Source organism: Flagellimonas abyssi, from assembly GCF_019457905.1.
Classification (GTDB): domain Bacteria; phylum Bacteroidota; class Bacteroidia; order Flavobacteriales; family Flavobacteriaceae; genus Flagellimonas; species Flagellimonas abyssi.
The window spans coordinates 45016-61181 of the sequence record NZ_JAHZSV010000022.1; the positions used below are offsets into that span (position 1 = coordinate 45016).

At 40.3% G+C, this 16166-nt stretch carries 16 protein-coding genes and 1 riboswitch; of the genes, 5 read left to right on the plus strand and 11 right to left on the minus strand.

What is annotated here, in order from left to right; translation table 11 throughout:
• Positions 1 to 120: 120 nt before the first annotated feature.
• Positions 121 to 331, minus strand: a riboswitch (cobalamin riboswitch).
• Positions 332 to 438: 107 nt separating this feature from the next.
• The 5 genes from K1F36_RS14345 to K1F36_RS14365 are packed head-to-tail and all read right to left on the minus strand — an operon-like array spanning position 439 to position 2553.
• On the minus strand, positions 439 to 684 hold the full coding sequence (locus K1F36_RS14345) for a hypothetical protein (RefSeq protein WP_220114454.1): 246 nt from the start codon (positions 682 to 684) through the stop codon (positions 439 to 441).
• A 29-nt stretch (positions 685 to 713) separates the two neighbouring features.
• Entirely contained in the window at positions 714 to 1136 is a 423-nt protein-coding gene (locus K1F36_RS14350; RefSeq protein WP_220114455.1) for a VOC family protein, read from the minus strand.
• 34 nt (positions 1137 to 1170) lie between these two features.
• Positions 1171 to 1614 carry an SRPBCC family protein gene (locus K1F36_RS14355; RefSeq protein ID WP_220114456.1) on the minus strand — a complete coding sequence of 148 codons (444 nt, stop codon included), beginning with the start codon at positions 1612 to 1614 and terminating at the stop codon, positions 1171 to 1173.
• A 22-nt stretch (positions 1615 to 1636) separates the two neighbouring features.
• A complete protein-coding gene (locus K1F36_RS14360) occupies positions 1637 to 2053 on the minus strand; it encodes a VOC family protein (protein WP_220114457.1) in 417 nt (138 codons plus the stop codon).
• Positions 2050 to 2553 (minus strand): DinB family protein, encoded by a 504-nt coding sequence (locus K1F36_RS14365; RefSeq protein ID WP_220114458.1) that lies wholly within the window; start codon positions 2551 to 2553, stop codon positions 2050 to 2052. The genes K1F36_RS14360 and K1F36_RS14365 overlap by 4 nt, the downstream gene beginning before the upstream one ends.
• Positions 2554 to 2809: 256 nt before the next feature.
• On the opposite strand from K1F36_RS14365, the gene K1F36_RS14370 reads away from it, so the two are divergent.
• From K1F36_RS14370 to K1F36_RS14390, 5 genes are all read left to right on the plus strand, one after another.
• Positions 2810 to 3784 (plus strand): GlxA family transcriptional regulator, encoded by a 975-nt coding sequence (locus K1F36_RS14370; RefSeq protein ID WP_220114459.1) that lies wholly within the window; start codon positions 2810 to 2812, stop codon positions 3782 to 3784.
• 252 nt (positions 3785 to 4036) lie between these two features.
• Positions 4037 to 5695 (plus strand): tetratricopeptide repeat protein, encoded by a 1659-nt coding sequence (locus K1F36_RS14375; RefSeq protein WP_220114460.1) that lies wholly within the window; start codon positions 4037 to 4039, stop codon positions 5693 to 5695.
• A 332-nt stretch (positions 5696 to 6027) separates the two neighbouring features.
• On the plus strand, positions 6028 to 6807 hold the full coding sequence (locus tag K1F36_RS14380; protein WP_220114461.1) for a sterol desaturase family protein: 780 nt from the start codon (positions 6028 to 6030) through the stop codon (positions 6805 to 6807).
• 3 nt (positions 6808 to 6810) lie between these two features.
• Positions 6811 to 7458, plus strand: coding sequence for a head GIN domain-containing protein (locus K1F36_RS14385; protein ID WP_220114462.1), 648 nt, complete (start codon positions 6811 to 6813; stop codon positions 7456 to 7458).
• A gap of 36 nt (positions 7459 to 7494) precedes the next feature.
• Entirely contained in the window at positions 7495 to 8805 is a 1311-nt protein-coding gene (locus K1F36_RS14390; protein ID WP_220114463.1) for a metal-dependent hydrolase family protein, read from the plus strand.
• Positions 8806 to 9138: 333 nt separating this feature from the next.
• Here K1F36_RS14390 and K1F36_RS14395 read toward each other — a convergent pair whose 3' ends face one another.
• The 6 genes from K1F36_RS14395 to K1F36_RS14420 all read right to left on the minus strand — a co-directional run bounded on the left by K1F36_RS14395 (position 9139) and on the right by K1F36_RS14420 (position 16164).
• Positions 9139 to 10176, minus strand: a complete 1038-nt coding sequence (locus tag K1F36_RS14395) for a LacI family DNA-binding transcriptional regulator (RefSeq protein ID WP_220114464.1) — start codon at positions 10174 to 10176, stop codon at positions 9139 to 9141.
• 167 nt (positions 10177 to 10343) lie between these two features.
• Positions 10344 to 11669 carry a xylose isomerase gene (xylA, locus tag K1F36_RS14400; RefSeq protein WP_220114465.1) on the minus strand — a complete coding sequence of 442 codons (1326 nt, stop codon included), beginning with the start codon at positions 11667 to 11669 and terminating at the stop codon, positions 10344 to 10346.
• Positions 11669 to 13156: a xylulokinase gene (locus K1F36_RS14405; protein WP_220114466.1), complete on the minus strand. Its 1488-nt coding sequence runs from the start codon at positions 13154 to 13156 to the stop codon at positions 11669 to 11671. The genes xylA and K1F36_RS14405 overlap by 1 nt, the downstream gene beginning before the upstream one ends.
• A gap of 311 nt (positions 13157 to 13467) precedes the next feature.
• The gene (locus tag K1F36_RS14410) at positions 13468 to 14496 is read right to left on the minus strand and encodes an alpha/beta hydrolase (RefSeq protein ID WP_220114467.1); all 1029 of its coding nucleotides are present in this window, start codon (positions 14494 to 14496) and stop codon (positions 13468 to 13470) included.
• A gap of 10 nt (positions 14497 to 14506) precedes the next feature.
• Complete coding sequence (locus K1F36_RS14415) at positions 14507 to 14818, minus strand: AtuA-related protein (protein ID WP_207032840.1); 312 nt, start codon at positions 14816 to 14818, stop codon at positions 14507 to 14509.
• Positions 14819 to 14820: 2 nt separating this feature from the next.
• The gene (locus tag K1F36_RS14420) at positions 14821 to 16164 is read right to left on the minus strand and encodes an acyclic terpene utilization AtuA family protein (RefSeq protein ID WP_220114468.1); all 1344 of its coding nucleotides are present in this window, start codon (positions 16162 to 16164) and stop codon (positions 14821 to 14823) included.
• Positions 16165 to 16166: the final 2 nt, after the last annotated feature.

A 16166-nucleotide genomic window follows, 5' to 3' on the forward strand; every position in this document is an offset into this window, starting at 1 on the left:
TCCTTAGCTCAACTTCGCAATGCCTTAAACAAGAAGAACGCAGGGAATATTTATGGTGAAAACCAACAAACATCAAACGTTCGACCTGCCCTTTACGCGAAGGCACCGTCAAAATCCTACAAAGTAGGAACGATATAGGCAGGTATCCTGGCTTGTTCGATTTCTGCCGCCTTCTCATCCACTATATATGGTGGACAATGGCATAATTGGCAAAAACATGCTATCCCAAATTGGAATCGGACTTACAGTTGCGCGTCAGCTCGTGATTTACACACGATTCCCTTTTAATCCCGACAATGACTTGTCGAGAACCCCTATCGTTTTGATAAAGAAATTAAGTAAAGAACTTATTTAGGTGTAAATGTATGCAATATTATTTTCCTTTTGTCTCTGGGTACACCTTCTTTATATGGTCAACCTATTGTGACCATTAAATAATCATAATATTTGGATTTTTGCCCCATGCTTGTCCATAATCAAGATAACCATTTCGGAATCTATGTTGGAACCAACACTCGCTACACGGAGAATATTATCACAATCTTCCAAATCAAAATTGATCTCATAGCAAGGGAATTCCTCTTGGAGTTTATCCAAAAGGAATTCAGCTTGTTCAATTGATGACACAGAGGTAGAAAACACTTCCACTATTTTTATAGATTGCTCAATATAACTGTTGTGCATAGCGGTTTCTGTAAATTTTTGAAAGATTACTAAAATTCTGGGTTATAGTTGATCATCCAATGAACACCAAACTGATCTACGAAACTTCCGAAGTAATCTCCCCAAAATTGATCGGCCATGGGCATTTCTATATCACCATTTTGGGAAAGCCCTTTGAACAAACGGTCAGCTTCTTCTTTAGTGTTGGGATGCAACGATAGGTAAACGTTGTTACCATTGTTGAGGGAATGGCCCATAGAAGGTAAAATATCCGACGCCATTAATGTGATGTCCTGGGAAATGGGAAGCGAGATATGCATGATGCGGTCCTTTTCTTCTGCTGGTATTTTATCGCTGTCCGGTGCATCGCTCATTTTCATGACTGCTGTAAAATCTCCACCAAATACTGACTTATAAAAATTAAAGGCTTCTTCGGCATTTCCGTTAAAATTTAAATAAGGGCTTAGCTTCATTGTGTAAGGTTTTAAATTAATGTGATATATGTGTTTATAATGACTTTTCTGCCAGTTCCTTTACTTTCTCCAGCGCTTTTGGCCAAGTTTCCTCGAAAAAGTTCTTGTACTCTTCGATTGTCTCCATTTCTACCCGCAATAGGGTTCCTTCATCGACCGACTCTAGCGTATAATCTTCTGTTGCTCCTGCCCATTGATTGGCCTCCTTACTTTCAAAGTTTTCAATACCTCCCTCAACAACTCCCAAATGTTCTATGGTCATTCGCTCATTGGGTATGTTCCGTTTGATTCGACTTACCATGCCTCTCCCTTCGGGGCCGAGAAAAAGAACCTTGCTTCCTTCCTGCCAATCGGTTTCGGCGAAAGATCCTTCCGCAAAAACAGTTGTCCATTTTCGATAGGTGCTATCGTTCCAAAGTATTTTCCATACTTTTTCGGGTGTAGCATTAATGGTTATTTTAAATTTTTGAAGTATCATTATTTGTTTGAATTTTAACAGGTTAACCATTCAAATTACAAAACAAATTGAACAAATGCCCATCCAAATCGGCAAAAACGCCGACGTAATAACCGTTTTCGTCATAAAACTTTTTGCTGTCTTTTCTAGGATCAAATCTAATACTCCCTCCTAACTTTTTCACGGTATCCAACCAATCATGGATTTCTTGCTTGCTTCCGGCCGAGAGGGTGAACATAATTTCGTTGCCTTGATCCAAGTCGGCCACTTCTCCCTCAAGACTTGTCCTTAGTTTTTCTTTTTCAAAAAAGTGAATCACAAACTCATCCTCGCCAAATAGAAAGCTTACCAAATCATTTGTAGGAATGCCATTTTGCTTAATTCCCAATGCCAGATAAAATTCCTGTGTTCGTTCCACATTTTCTACGCCAAGGTTTACCCAGATTTTTTTAGGTATCATGCTGTAATGTATTTAATGATTTGTTCCTGTTGATGGATATGGCGCTGTGTATGTACGGTATTGAAACCTATCCACTCCAGGCGAGTGAACGGACCATATTCCGGGATTTCAAAATCCAAACACGTTTTTGAGAGGTCCATATCCTTGCAGGTTTGGTTCACCCATTCAATTTTCTTCTTCAAACTGGTCAGGAGATTTTTCTTGTCAATCGGTCTATCGGTTGGTTCCACAGCTTTGGGTGAGTCCATTTTTATATCAAAATTCAAAAATAGTTCGCGTATTTCCTCCATTTTTTGGTCAGGGGCTCGCTCCGCCTCCTCCGTGGTTCCCATCAAAATATTGGATACATTATAAGATCTATCCAAATGATCGCCGATCTGTCCCGCTGTCCAGCCGCCATTTACAGGTCTTGAATTGAGTTGCTCATTGGTCAATGAGGAAAGCAATCCTACAAGTTTTGATGTTGTTGTATCATATTCTTTTAAAACTCTATCATCCATTTTATCTATGTTTAATATGTTGAGATATATAAGGTTTGTTAAGACCAAAGTGAGCTGAAAATTTTCTCCCGTTTCAAATAGTAGCTTCTTTAATATAATCTTTCAATCCTTTATTCTTATCTAATATTCAACAGGTTACCAAAGATACAGGTACCAATCCGTACTTTAGAGGTACATTTACGTCAATATCACGGGTTGATTACGACAAGATGTTGGTCTACCTTTAAGTCAACCACAATCCATTGATTTTTGTAATATGAAACATATTTCGATACTTGTTCCCGAAGGCGATTCTAGCCTGAGCAATTTAGAGGCCACCTTTAAAATGTTCAATATGACCAATGATGCCTTGAAAAAAGCTGGTAAAGCTCCATTGTTCTCTACACACCTTGTTGGCACCCATAATAAAGCAAGGTTGAGCAATGGAATGTTCAGCATTATACCCAATACTACAATTGATGAGGTAGACAAAACGGATTTGATCATAATCCCTGCCATACATGGCGATTACAAGGAGGTGGTTGCCAAAAACGAAGCATTTATTCCTTGGATCAAACAACAATATGGTAAGGGTGCCGAGGTGGCCAGCTTGTGCATTGGTGCATTTATACTGGCCGGCACCGGTTTGTTGGATGGACGGGATTGTGCCACCCATTGGCTGGCTGCAAGTGAGTTTAGGGCCATGTATCCAGAAGTTAACCTGATCGATGACAAGATCATTACCGACTCAAATGGATTGTATACCAGTGGAGGGGCCTATTCATCTTTAAACCTGAATCTTTATTTGGTCGAAAAATTTGCAGGCCGTGAAATGGCCGTCCTATCATCAAAAATTTTTGAAATTGATATCAGCCGTGCCAGCCAATCGCCCTTTATTATTTTTAAAGGACAAAAATCCCACAACGATAAAGAGGTTTTGAAAGCCCAAGAGTTTATAGAAAAAAACTACTTGGATAAGATTACCGTGGATGAACTTTCCGAAAAAGTTGCCGTGAGTCGACGCACTTTTGAGAGACGTTTTAAAAAAGCAACTTCGAACACAGTCATCGAATACTTGCAACGGGTTAAGGTAGAGGCCGCAAAAAAGGAGCTGGAAAAAGGAAGAAAAACCGTTAATGAAGTTATGTATGATGTGGGGTACAATGACCCAAAGGCCTTTAGGGATGTTTTTAAGAAACATACAAGGGTCACTCCTCTGGAATACTTGAACAAATACAGTAGAGTCAATTGAAGTAGTTATGAAACTCCATCATTGCAAAAGTTGAACCTTGTACATTTTTTGATAGTGCTCCTTTCCCAACCAATGGCAGAAGTGGAGCCAATTATAGAAAATAAACCACAACAGCCAAAGGGACAGGTTTCCTTGCGCTACGATTATTTCCATTTCAGTCATATTTTGCCATTTGATAACAATAGGATTTTCAATTCAATACAATTCTTTAATTTTAGAATTTTTAATCCAAAATATCTAAATCAGCCAGTAATGGAACCTCGCATTACAAACTGTTTCTGGACATTGTTGTTTTGGCTTGTTTTTAGCTTCAGTATCTTTTCACAAGACAAACCAAACCACCAACAAACAAGTCCCGAGACAAAAATAATCGATAGCATAGCCCAACAGGGGTATGATTTATGGATAAGGGACCCCGCGGAGTCAGTGAAGTTGGGCCAGCAAGCCTATGCATTGGCTGATGAAATAAAGTATTCCAAGGGTGCCGCTTTCGCCAAAAGGGTGTCAGGAGTAGGACATTGGACGCTCGGTGAGTCAAAAAATGCTCTCTTTGATCTTTATGAAGGACTGGAACTGTATGAAGGCTTAAATGACCTTGAGGGGGTCTCCAACATAAAATTAAATATAGGCATGGTGTATGCCGATATCGATGAAGATTCGTTGGCCCTTAAAAATTACCGCGAGGCCATCAATGGATTTAGTCAGCTAAATTTGGATAACAGAGTTGCCACTGCGTATACAAAGTTGGGGACCCTACAAATGGAAACAGGGCGGTTGGACAAAGCCCACACCAATATCAGCAATGCACTTAATATTCATACCAAAAACAATTTTCAATATGGTATGGCAGAGGCCCACAATCGGTTGGGCCGTGTATATTTGGAACAGGGCGACCTAGAACAGGCCAATTACCATTTTAGGCAATCGTTGACTCTTGGGCGAAGAATAGACGATAAAGATGGTATGGTGAGCAACCTGCTTCAATTTGGCAGAATGTTTACCATGGAAAAAGAGTATGAGTTGGCCGACATGCATTTTAAGCTAGCACTGAGCAGGGCCAATGAAATGAACCTGAAAAATTATCAATTGTCAATTTTAAAAAATTTGGCAGATCTTAAAAGACAGACCCAACAAAACGACTCGGCCTTATACTATTTCTCCCGATATGTAGATTTAAAGGATTCTCTCTTTACCATTAAAAAATCCCATCAAATTGCCGGTTTGGAATTCAGGAACGAACTGGAGCAAAAGACAAACGAACTGGAACAGCTTTCCAAAAGGCAGCAATTGAGCAAAATCATACAATGGATATTGATCGGCGGTATTTGGATCATTGCCCTATTATCTTTCTTCCTGATCAAAAGCATGAGGCAACGTTCAAAAAACCAAAAACATTTGCTGGAACAACAAAATATTATTGCCCAAAAAGAACTGGAAAACCAACAGCTCAAAGGTATGGACCTAGAGGGTGAACTGGATACCAAAAACCGGGAACTTACTTCATATGCCATGAACTTTGTTCAAAAAAATCAGTTATTGGATGAGTTCCAGAACAAAATACAAGATGCAAAAAAAGCAACTACATTAAATCAGGTCAGCAAAATTATGACCGATATGGAAAGAACCATAAAAATAAATCAGGGCAAGGAAAAGGATTGGGAAGACTTTAAGCAACATTTTGAAAATGTACATCCTGAATTTTTCACCAACTTGAAGCTACAATTCCCCGATTTAAGTGCAAATGACTTAAAAGTTGCCGCCCTCACCAGGCTCAATTTATCCATCAAAGAGGCTTCCAACATCCTCGGCATCTCCCCGGAGAGTACAAAAACAGCTCGCTACAGGCTCAGAAAAAAGTTGAACCTGTCTCCTGAAACAGATTTGTTTGATTTTTTGTTGGATTTTAAATAAAAAATAATTTATTGATTTTCAATATTTTACAATATTCAGAATACATTTTGTCTACCTGATGTCTACCTGATAGGCAATCAAGTCTACTTCTTATTCTTACGCTGTACACTCCATATACCTCCCCCTTTTTTTTGATTTAAAATTGTCACGCTAGGTTTGCGCTCTCAAAATCAGCGGGATACACCCGTGTTTATTCATCAATTCAAAAATCAATTAAAAATGAAACGACAATTATTTATTGAGGCCTATCAATCCAATGAAGGATTATGGGCCATAAAGAAGAGAAGGAAAATGGAGTTCAACGCTAAGTTTAAATCTAAAATTTAACAATCATGGAGACACTACAAAATTTACCTACACCGCTAGAAATTTTATTGGACCCTATCTCCTTGGTTGTCTTGGGGATGTATGCAAGCTTAATGATTTGGGAGGCGTTGTTTCCTGCCAGGGAGCTACCAAAGGTCAAGAATTGGAAAACCAGAGGACTGCTCACTTTCGGAGTGTTTTTTTACCTATCCAGTTATTTACCTCTAATTTGGGACGGTTATATATCTAAATACCAGCTTTTTGATTTGTCCTTCTTGGGAGATTTAGGAGGTGCGGTAGTAGGTGTAGTTATTTATGAATTTGGCCTGTTTCTTTGGCATTACAGCCTTCATAAAAGCGATTTTCTGTGGAAAGTTTTCCATCAAATGCACCATAGTGCAGAACGTATAGATACGTACGGTGCCTTTTACTTTAGCCCAATGGACATGGCAGGTTTTACGCTTTTAGGAAGTCTTTGCCTAGTTGGAATTACTGGTTTTACCCCTGGAGCGTCCACCATTATCTTATTGACTACCGTGTTTTTGGGCATTTTTCAGCACAGTAATATTGTTACCCCGCAATGGTTAGGATATCTCATCCAACGACCTGAAAGCCATACCGTGCACCATGCCAAGGGTATACATGCGTACAATTATTCCGACCTGCCCATTTTCGATATCATCTTTGGCACTTTCAATAACCCCAAGGGTTATTCACATGAAACTGGATTCTATGATGGAGCTTCAAAAAGAATTAAAGAAATGCTTTTTTTCAAGGACATAAGCAAGGAAAATCAATCAAAATAGAAAATGAAGAATAGTATTGTTGGAATAGTATTAGTAGTGATGTCCCTTGTATCATGTACATCGGATGATATCTCCGGTTCAGGTGTGCTCACTACTGAAAACAGGGAACTCAATGCATTTATCGCTATTTCAGTGGATGGAATAGCAAATGTGAACATTGTTCAAGGTAATGCCCAAAGTGTAAAAATAACGGCCGATGACAACATCATCGGCCTTGTTAAAACAGAAATCAAAGACGGTGTCTTGGAAATTTACCTTACTTCGGGACATAACTATAAAAATATTGATGTCAGCGTCGAAATTATGGCAAAAGGATTGAACGGTGTTGCCAATAAAGGTTCTGGCACATTGAAAGTTGCCAACGTGGAAAGTCCAGAGTTTTATTTGGATAATTTGGGTTCTGGCGACATCAGTCTCTCAGGAACATCAAACACATTACGTATAGAAAACGAAGGAAGTGGCAGAATTTCCGGATTTTCATTTTTAGCCGATAAGTGTTCAATAGCTATTATGGGTTCCGGAGATGTAGAAATCAGCTGTACGGACGAACTTGATGTGAAAATCGATGGCAGTGCCAAAGTATTCTACAAAGGAAATCCACACGTAACCAAAAATATCTTGGGAAGCGGAAATGTGATTGATGAAAACTAAGTATAGCCGTAAAAAATTTCTTAAATTGAGCTGGACATGACCAGAGTACTCGTTATTTTCCTGCTGATTTTCTTATACCCTCACACCAAATCAATTGGGCAACAAAGTGATGTTTTCATCAAGGCCGGCTTTTTGTATGACAGTAAGAGCAATCAATTATTGCCCAACAAGATTATTCATATTCAAGGCTCCACAATAAAATCCATTACCGGGTTCCGTAAGATGGACAAAGACAAAAAGGTAATTGACCTGTCCGATTATACAGTTCTTCCCGGATTGATCGATGCTCATACCCATGTTCTTTTTTCCCAAGAGGCCAATGAAGATTTTGCAGACCACAGTATACAGACCCTTACCATGGAAAGTGATGCATTACGGGCTTTACGGGGAGCCAAAAGAGCAGAAAGCTATCTAGAGGAAGGAATCACCAGTATTAAGGATTTGGGCAATTCTGGGCTGTATTTGGATGTGGCCCTTCGCGATGCAATTAATGAGGGAACCATTGATGGTCCACGAATCTTTGCCGCCGGCCCTATTTTAAGTGCTGTTGGAGGTCAAGTTTATGGAGTAACACATCAGCATCAAAATATTATTGATCTGGAATATAGAATCATTAAATCTTCTGAAGATGCAAAAAATGCTGTCCGGGAACACGTTAACCAAAATGTGGACCTCATTAAAATTTGTGCGGACAACCTTCCCAACAAAGCATTTTTGACCATAGAAGAAATGTCTGCCATAGTTGAAATGGCCCATGCATATGACCTCACTGTAACTGCACACTGTATTACCAATGAATCTGCAAGAAATGCCATAGAGGCTGGTGTGGACGGTATTGAACATGGATTCAACTTAACCGATTCTACATTGACCCTCATGGCTAAAAAAAAGATTTTTCTTGTTCCTACGGAAAACAGCAGGTCTTATATGGAAACTTACGCCAAATTAATAGGTGATGACTTAGATGGCATGGATTGGGTGAATGGATATATTAGTAGAGGAAAAAAGAGGTTAATGACAGCTATTGAAAAAGGGGTTCCCATTGTGGCAGGTTCCGATAATTATACCAAAATGGAAGTCAGTCGTGGTAAATCATCCACAGATATGCTGCGAACCTATTTTGAGGCCGGCATGAAACCCCTTGATATCCTGCAGTCCGCCACTTATATTTCTGCTATGCACTTAAATAAAGAAAAGGACATCGGCACAATAAGTCCTATGGCATATGCGGATATTATTGCAGTAAAAGGAAATCTGGAAAATGATTTTATTTCCACCATGGATAATGTGGTCTTTGTAATGAAGGGCGGAAAGGTTTATAGAAATATTGGGGATTCATCGAAATAAACCAGCTGAAATATTAAAGTAGACCAAGGAGCATACCCTACAATTCAGGAGAGCATTATTGCTCTCTTGATGTTTGTTGGAATATTGGCTGACCACAACGGTAATCAAAACAGCACTTACAATCTTTAAAAAAACTGGTTACTTAGCTGGATTGCCAGTACATGGATTGGTTTTGCCACTAAACGCAGTATCTTCTAACTTTTTTGCTAAAGACATTGCCGGAATTAGTTTGATTGTTGATGATGAAACGTTTTACTAATTCTTGAAAGATAAACTAGCCTAATAAACAGGGGCGTTGCAAATTCCATCATCCCAATATTCTTCGCTTATACTTCAAGAATTTTGTTGTTCCATACTAAGCGTGGATTGCCTTACCACAAGACTTGTTTTTATAGTCTTAGTTTCAAACTTCGCTTTATCGTCCTTTCCCTCTATCCTATCAATCAATTTATTGGCAGAGGTCTCCCCGATAAATCGCCCATGCTGACTGATCATTGTTACTGGTGGACTGGCGTATCTTGATAGTTCTCCATTGGTAAACCCGATTACAGAGATATCCTTTGGTATCAAAAAGCCCTTGGAGCGCAAAAGGTCCATTACCTTAACGGTAGTAATCTCATCAAAGACCAAAATTCCATTTAGTGCTTTCAAGTTCAAAGAAAGTGAAAGAGTAAGTTCTAGATCATCCTCAACTCCGAGCGATACCACCATATCTGAATCAAAAGGAATGCCTTGTTCCTTCAATGCTCTTTTAAAACCTTCAATCCTTAACCGACCTATTGAAGAATTGGGGATTGGGTTTATGATGGCCAAAGAGCGGCACCCTGTTTCCAAAAAATGTTTTGTGGCCTTGTAACCGGCCTCAATATCGTCCACGACCACTTTGTCACACTCGATCATTTCGGTTACCCTATCAAACATGACCAATGGAATCTGCTTTTGTAACAATTCCTCAAAATGTGCAATGTGTTCGGACAATTGAGCTTCTCCTGCAACAGTAGAAATAATAACCCCGTCCACTGATCCTGAGCATAAGAAGTCCAGAATCTTAACCTCCTTTCCCAAAGATTCATTGGTACTGCAGGTAATAATACTATATCCCCTTTCATCGGCAACCTGTTCTATACCAAATAGGACCTGGACAAAAAAATAGTTCAAAATATTAGGGATCACCACGCCAATTGTCTTGGTGTTCCTATTCAAAAGGTTGAGGGCTACACGATTGGGCTTGTAGTGGTTCTGTTTGGCAAATTTCCTGATCTTGACCTTAAGCTCCTCACTAATTTCATGGCTATCGTTTATAGCTTTGGAAACCGTGGATACAGATACATTAAAATGGGCAGCAATGGCCTTTAGGGTCAACTTTTTCATGGATACCATAAATATAGCTCTAAAAGATAGCAATTTAATATCATCGAAACCATCTTTAGGGCAGGAGCATTCCAGAAGAAATTTAGTTAACGGCAAACCGCCCATTCAGAATTTTAAAAAATTCAATGGGCGGTCAGTATAAACGTGAATTTTAATTATTTGGAGTACTAAACAAATCTCCCAACAATGTTCTCGAACAACTCTTGTTTGCCACTAATCTGTTTTGGCTCACCTGTTTCGAGAGCATGCTTAAAAAGATCGGAAAATTCCAATTTTCCTGAGCTGAACTCAGCTCCTTTACCCTCTTGAAAAGATGCATACCTTTGACTTAAAAGTTCTTCGTATGAAGATTCCTCAATGATTGCATTAGCGGCCAAAAGTGCCCTGGCAAAGGTGTCCGCGCCTCCTATGTGGGCATAGAAAATATCCTCCATATCGGTACTGTTTCTTCGTGTTTTGGCGTCAAAATTGACACCTCCGCCTTGCAATCCACCCGATTTGAGGAAGACCAACATGGCTTCGGTTACCTCTAGCACATTATTAGGGAACTGGTCGGTGTCCCAACCATTTTGATAGTCACCCCGGTTAGCATCGATACTTCCAAGCATCCCCGCATTGGCTGCGACTTGTAGTTCGTGTTGAAAGGTGTGTTGTGCCAAGGTGGCGTGGTTCACTTCAATATTGAGCTTAAAATCATCCTCCAGTCCGTATTCCCGTATAGAGTTGATAGAGGTAGCAGCATCAAAGTCATATTGATGTTTTGTGGGTTCCATCGGTTTTGGCTCGATAAAGAAAGTTCCTTTGAAACCTTGCTTGCGAGCATAGTCCCGAGCCATGCCCAAAAATCGGCCTATATTGTCCTGCTCCCGTTTCATATCCGTGTTCAATAGAGACATGTATCCTTCACGACCTCCCCAAAACACATAATTTTCACCTCCAAGTGCAATAGTAGCGTCCAGAGCCATTTTCACTTGTGCACCGGCATAGGCCAGTACATCAAAATTGGGATTGGAAGCTGCACCGTTCATGTAACGAGGGTTTGAAAAGCAATTGGCGGTGCCCCAGAGCAATTTTACACCAGAGGCAGATTGCTTTTCCTTCAAATAATCCACTATGGTAGACAATCGTTTTTCGGATTCGGCCAAAGAATCTGCCTCATCCACCAAGTCAAAATCATGGAAGCAATAATAATCGAATCCCATTTTGGTCACAAACTCGAAAGCGGCATCGGCCTTATCCTTTGCTGCCTTAATTGGGTCTTTATCCACAGACCATGGAAACTGTTTGGTGCCAGGTCCAAAAGGGTCTCCCCCTGTTCCACATAGCGTATGCCAATAAGCCATGGCAAACTTAAAATGTTCCCTCATGGTTTTGCCCGCCACCACTTGGTCCGGATTATAAAATTTAAATGCCAAAGGGTTGTCGGATTCCTTTCCTTCAAATTTAATATCACCTATTCCGGTGAAATATTCTTTGTTGCCTAAATGTGCCATTATTTTTTGGTTTTTAATATTAGTTGTAGTTCATTTTTCCAATTCTCATATGCCTTTTGATAGAGCTCCTTGTTTTCATGGGGCCTATAGGTCATCACATGGTCGTTGTCCATATAAGATGTAAACTTTTCTTGGCCATGTTCATATATGGCACATGCTCTGGCCGCACCTATGGCGCCCGTTGTATTGTATATTTCTATTTCTTCTTGAATTAGGGTAGAAATGGTACCGGCAAATATGGCAGACCTAAATAGATTATCGTTGCCTGCCCTTATAACCTTTGCCTTTGCGCCATCCGAACTCATGATTTCCATACCGTATACAAAGGAAAATGCAATCCCCTCCAAGGCGGCCCGACAGAGATGTGCCTTTGAGTGTCTATTAAGGTCAAGGTTCACAATGCGGGTACCGATATCTTGGTTGTTCAACATACGCTCAGCTCCGTTACCAAAGGGAATTATACTGAGTCCGTCCGAACCAATTCCTATTTTCGATGCCAAATCGTTCATTTCTTCATAGGAGGATACATCTAGGTTGTTCAGAAGCCATCTATATTGTATACCGGACCCATTGATACATAGCAGCTTTCCTATTCTAGTGTGAGTATCCTGACGATAGTTGACATGGGCAAAGTTATTGACCCGAGAGCTTTCCTTAACCGAAAGATTGTCCGTAATGGCATATACTACTCCCGAAGTGCCGCCTGTAGCAGCCACTTCACCCGGTTCAAAAATGTTAAGGGACAGTGCATTGTTGGGCTGGTCCCCTGAACGATACAAAATTGGTGTACCTTCCAATAGACCGCTTTGTTGTGCACCTTCTTTGGATACCTCTCCTTGGTTCCCAAAAGTATCTACCGTATCGGGGACCATGGATTCTGGAATTCCATAATGTTTTAGGACCTCTTTGGAAACCTGGTTCTCCACGAAATCCCAAAAAACACCTTCTGATAAACCTGATATGGTTGAAGCTATTTTACCAGTCAGTCTGTACCCTATATAATCGCCGGGCAGCATAAATTTATAGACTTTATCAAACACTTCGGGCTCATTTTCGCGGACCCAGGCTAATTTGGATGCTGTAAAATTTCCAGGGGCGTTCAATAATCTGGTATCACACTTTTCCTCGCCCATTTCCTTGTAGGCACGGTTGCCAATTTCCACGGCACGACTATCACACCAAATAATGGAGTTTCTTAGTGGTATGCCGTCGGTATCCACAATAACAAGTCCATGCATTTGATATGCAATTCCCAACCCTGAAATATTGGCCGGCGATATCTTATGATCCTTTAAAATTCTTTTAATCCCCTTGCATACCAATTCCCACCAAAGTTCGGGGCTTTGTTCCGCCCAACCTGGTTTTGTGGCCATCATGGACATTTCTTCTTCCGGCTCCTGTACGACCGTTACTTTTTTACCTGTGGACGCTTCGACCAGTGCAATCTTTATTGAAGAACTGCCCAAATCAATACCTATATAATACATGAAAGTTAATTGTTGAACTATATGGTTAAATATAAAAAATGCCCAGTTCAAAAGTGTTCTTTAAGTTAAAACAATCCAAAGCAAGATTGTTTAGGCTCGAATTGAACTGTTCAAAAGAAATCAATTAACTCACTGTTTTACAGCAATTTATGACAACACCAATTAATCATCAGCGTTTCGAAATGGTTTTCGTAGATAATTTTAGAAATGGATGATAAATAACTTTTTGGAAAAATCCGTTTGATGAATTACTCAATCATTCAAGTGTAAAGAATATTGATATCCCAGTTTAACCTACAGCCTTATTGTCGTTATCTAAATTCCAGATAATATTCAAAAAAGGGCAACACCTGTTGTGGAATACGCCCATCTTTCGTGTATATATTGTTGACATGGGTTCCGATATATTCTTCTGCAAAATGATCAATGCCCAGATTCTCCAATTTAATACTGAACATTTTGCATTGTTGCGTGAAGCGTTCTCCTGCATTTCGACCCCAATCCATTTTGATGGCCTTTAAACTTTTCAAGTTGTCTATGTAATTCTCAAGGTTGTAGAACGGCATATTATCGTGCCATTTTTTGAGTATTTCTTGGTGTATGACCAATTCCCCATCTTCGTATCCAAATGGAAAATCGCAATAAAAAGGCGGATTGTTGGGATTCGGCGACCATGAGCGTGCAAATGCCACCATTACTTTTCCAAAGTAGGTTTTTTCCAATGCTTCATAGGTGGATATTTCAGATAGTTCCTTAAAGGTGTCGCTATTGGGGCCATATTCCCTAACTATGGCCAGAGCTCCTGGACTGATGGCGTACACTGTATTGAATACATCGGGGTGTTTCATGGCAATATTCAAGGCTCCATAACCGCCCATACTATGCCCGGTTATCCCACGACTTTCCTTTTTGGGGATGGTACGATAATTCTTGTCCATATAGGCAACCAAATCCTCTACCGTAAAATCTTCCCAGTTTCCAAAAATTCCAGAATTGGAATAGAAACTTCCCTCGTAAGTTGTTTTTTGGTCGGGTATCACTAGAATAAAGGGTCGAATACGTTTAGTGGCTATGGCAAAATCCAAAATTTCCTTCATAGGTTCCAATAGGGTATGGTCCCCATAAAATCCATGTAAAAAATAGATGACCGGATATTTTTTGGTTTCGGTTCCATAGTTAGGTGGAAGATATACCCCTACTTTCCGGGTAGGGTTCTCTCCAAAATCATTCACCAAATGCTCCGAATAAATGGAATCAATGACAATACTCCCCGTTTCAGATTGCGCATGTATTATCTGAAAGGCGAAAATCAACAATGTGAAGTGTAAAAACGTTTTCATCAATTTGTTTTTAATCGTTAGTATTTATGGGCATTTCCAACAGAATAGAGGACAATGTCTTGCCGTGTTTATCCAATCGCAACGAACGGGTGACCCCTCCCCTAAGAGCTTTGTGCATTACAAAATTGATTGCTCCCAATGTTGCAACCTCATACCGTATTATTTCCCCTTGAATAGTTTCACCCAAAAAAAGCTTGACTTTTTCGGCGGTCACTTTTTTTTGAATTATGGGATAATCCTTCTCATCAAAGGCAATCACAGAAATATTTACCATGTCCCCTTTGTCTCCTGTTCGCGAATGTGCTATCTCTTTAAGTTTCATAATTAACTTTCAAAATATTCAACCTGCGGCACCACCTTTTTTTTGTCAATCAAAATGGATTGAATGGCTATGACCTCCGTAACTAACTTGGAAATACCGCCACCGGCTGCCGGACCATTGGTATATAGGGTTTCCACTTCATTCACCAATTTTACGGCTGCTTCCTTGGTTTTGGTTTTGGCCGCTACACGCAACCGTACTTCTTGAGGGTTGATGTCTGAATTATACTCTTTAAAAAGGCTATTGATTCCGATAAGGTCAAAAAGAATATCTTCTACTACGAGATTCCTGGCTTCAAGTCGTTCCTTGACAATTTCAATGGCCAATTGGCCCCTTTCCAATGCATAGCTCCCGCCATAACTTATTTGCGCTTCAGCCATGTAACCATCATGATACCCCACCGAAACTTTCAACTTTCCAGTCAATGTCTTTCCCGAAGCACCATAAACTTCAACTTTGTCCTTTTCTATCTCCTTTAACGTTATATTGGAAAAGTCCGCAACCACATCAGGTGTCAAATATGCGGAAGGATCATGTACCTCGTACAACAATTGTTCTTTACATGTTGCAGGTGTCACCATACCACCCGAATCCTTTAATTTGGTAATATGGAATGAGCCATCATTCTTTATTTCTGCAATGGGATACCCCAGATTGCCCAAGTTCTGAACTTGTTTTTTTACTCCATCGGCAAAATAGCCCCCACATACTTGGCCCGCACATTCCATTAAATGCCCTAAGACCGTTCCTTTTCCCAAGAGTGGATAGTCATTCATCGACCAATCGAATTCATGGATAAGTGGAGCCAAGAACAGGGAAGGGTCGGCCACTCTTCCTGTCAATATGATATCAGCCCCTTCTTCCAATGCTATTAAAATTCCCTCAACGCCCATATAAGCATTTGCGGAAATGATTTTATTCCCTAAAACCGATAGGGGTTCGCCGCTTTCCAAAAAGGTCTGTGTGCTGAAATCCAACATGGGCATAACATCATCCCCGAACACGGCGGCTATTTTTAAGTTGGTTAGACCAAGTTCTTGGGCAATCGTTGCGGTCTTCTTTGCTGCTGCCAATGGATTGGCCGCTCCCATATTGCTGATAAGTTTAACCTTTTTTGAAACACAATGCGTCAAGCAGGCCTTCATCCGCTCTTCCAATAAAGGGTCATATCCCAGCTCAGGATCCTGCATTTTCTGCAATTGTGCCAAGGCAATGGTCCGCTCTGCAAGACATTCGAATATGATATAATCCAAATTGCCCTCTTTTATCAGGTCCACAGCGGGTTCTATCCGGTCACCCGAATACCCTGCTCCCGAGCCAATGCGAATAATTTTTTCTGGTATCATGC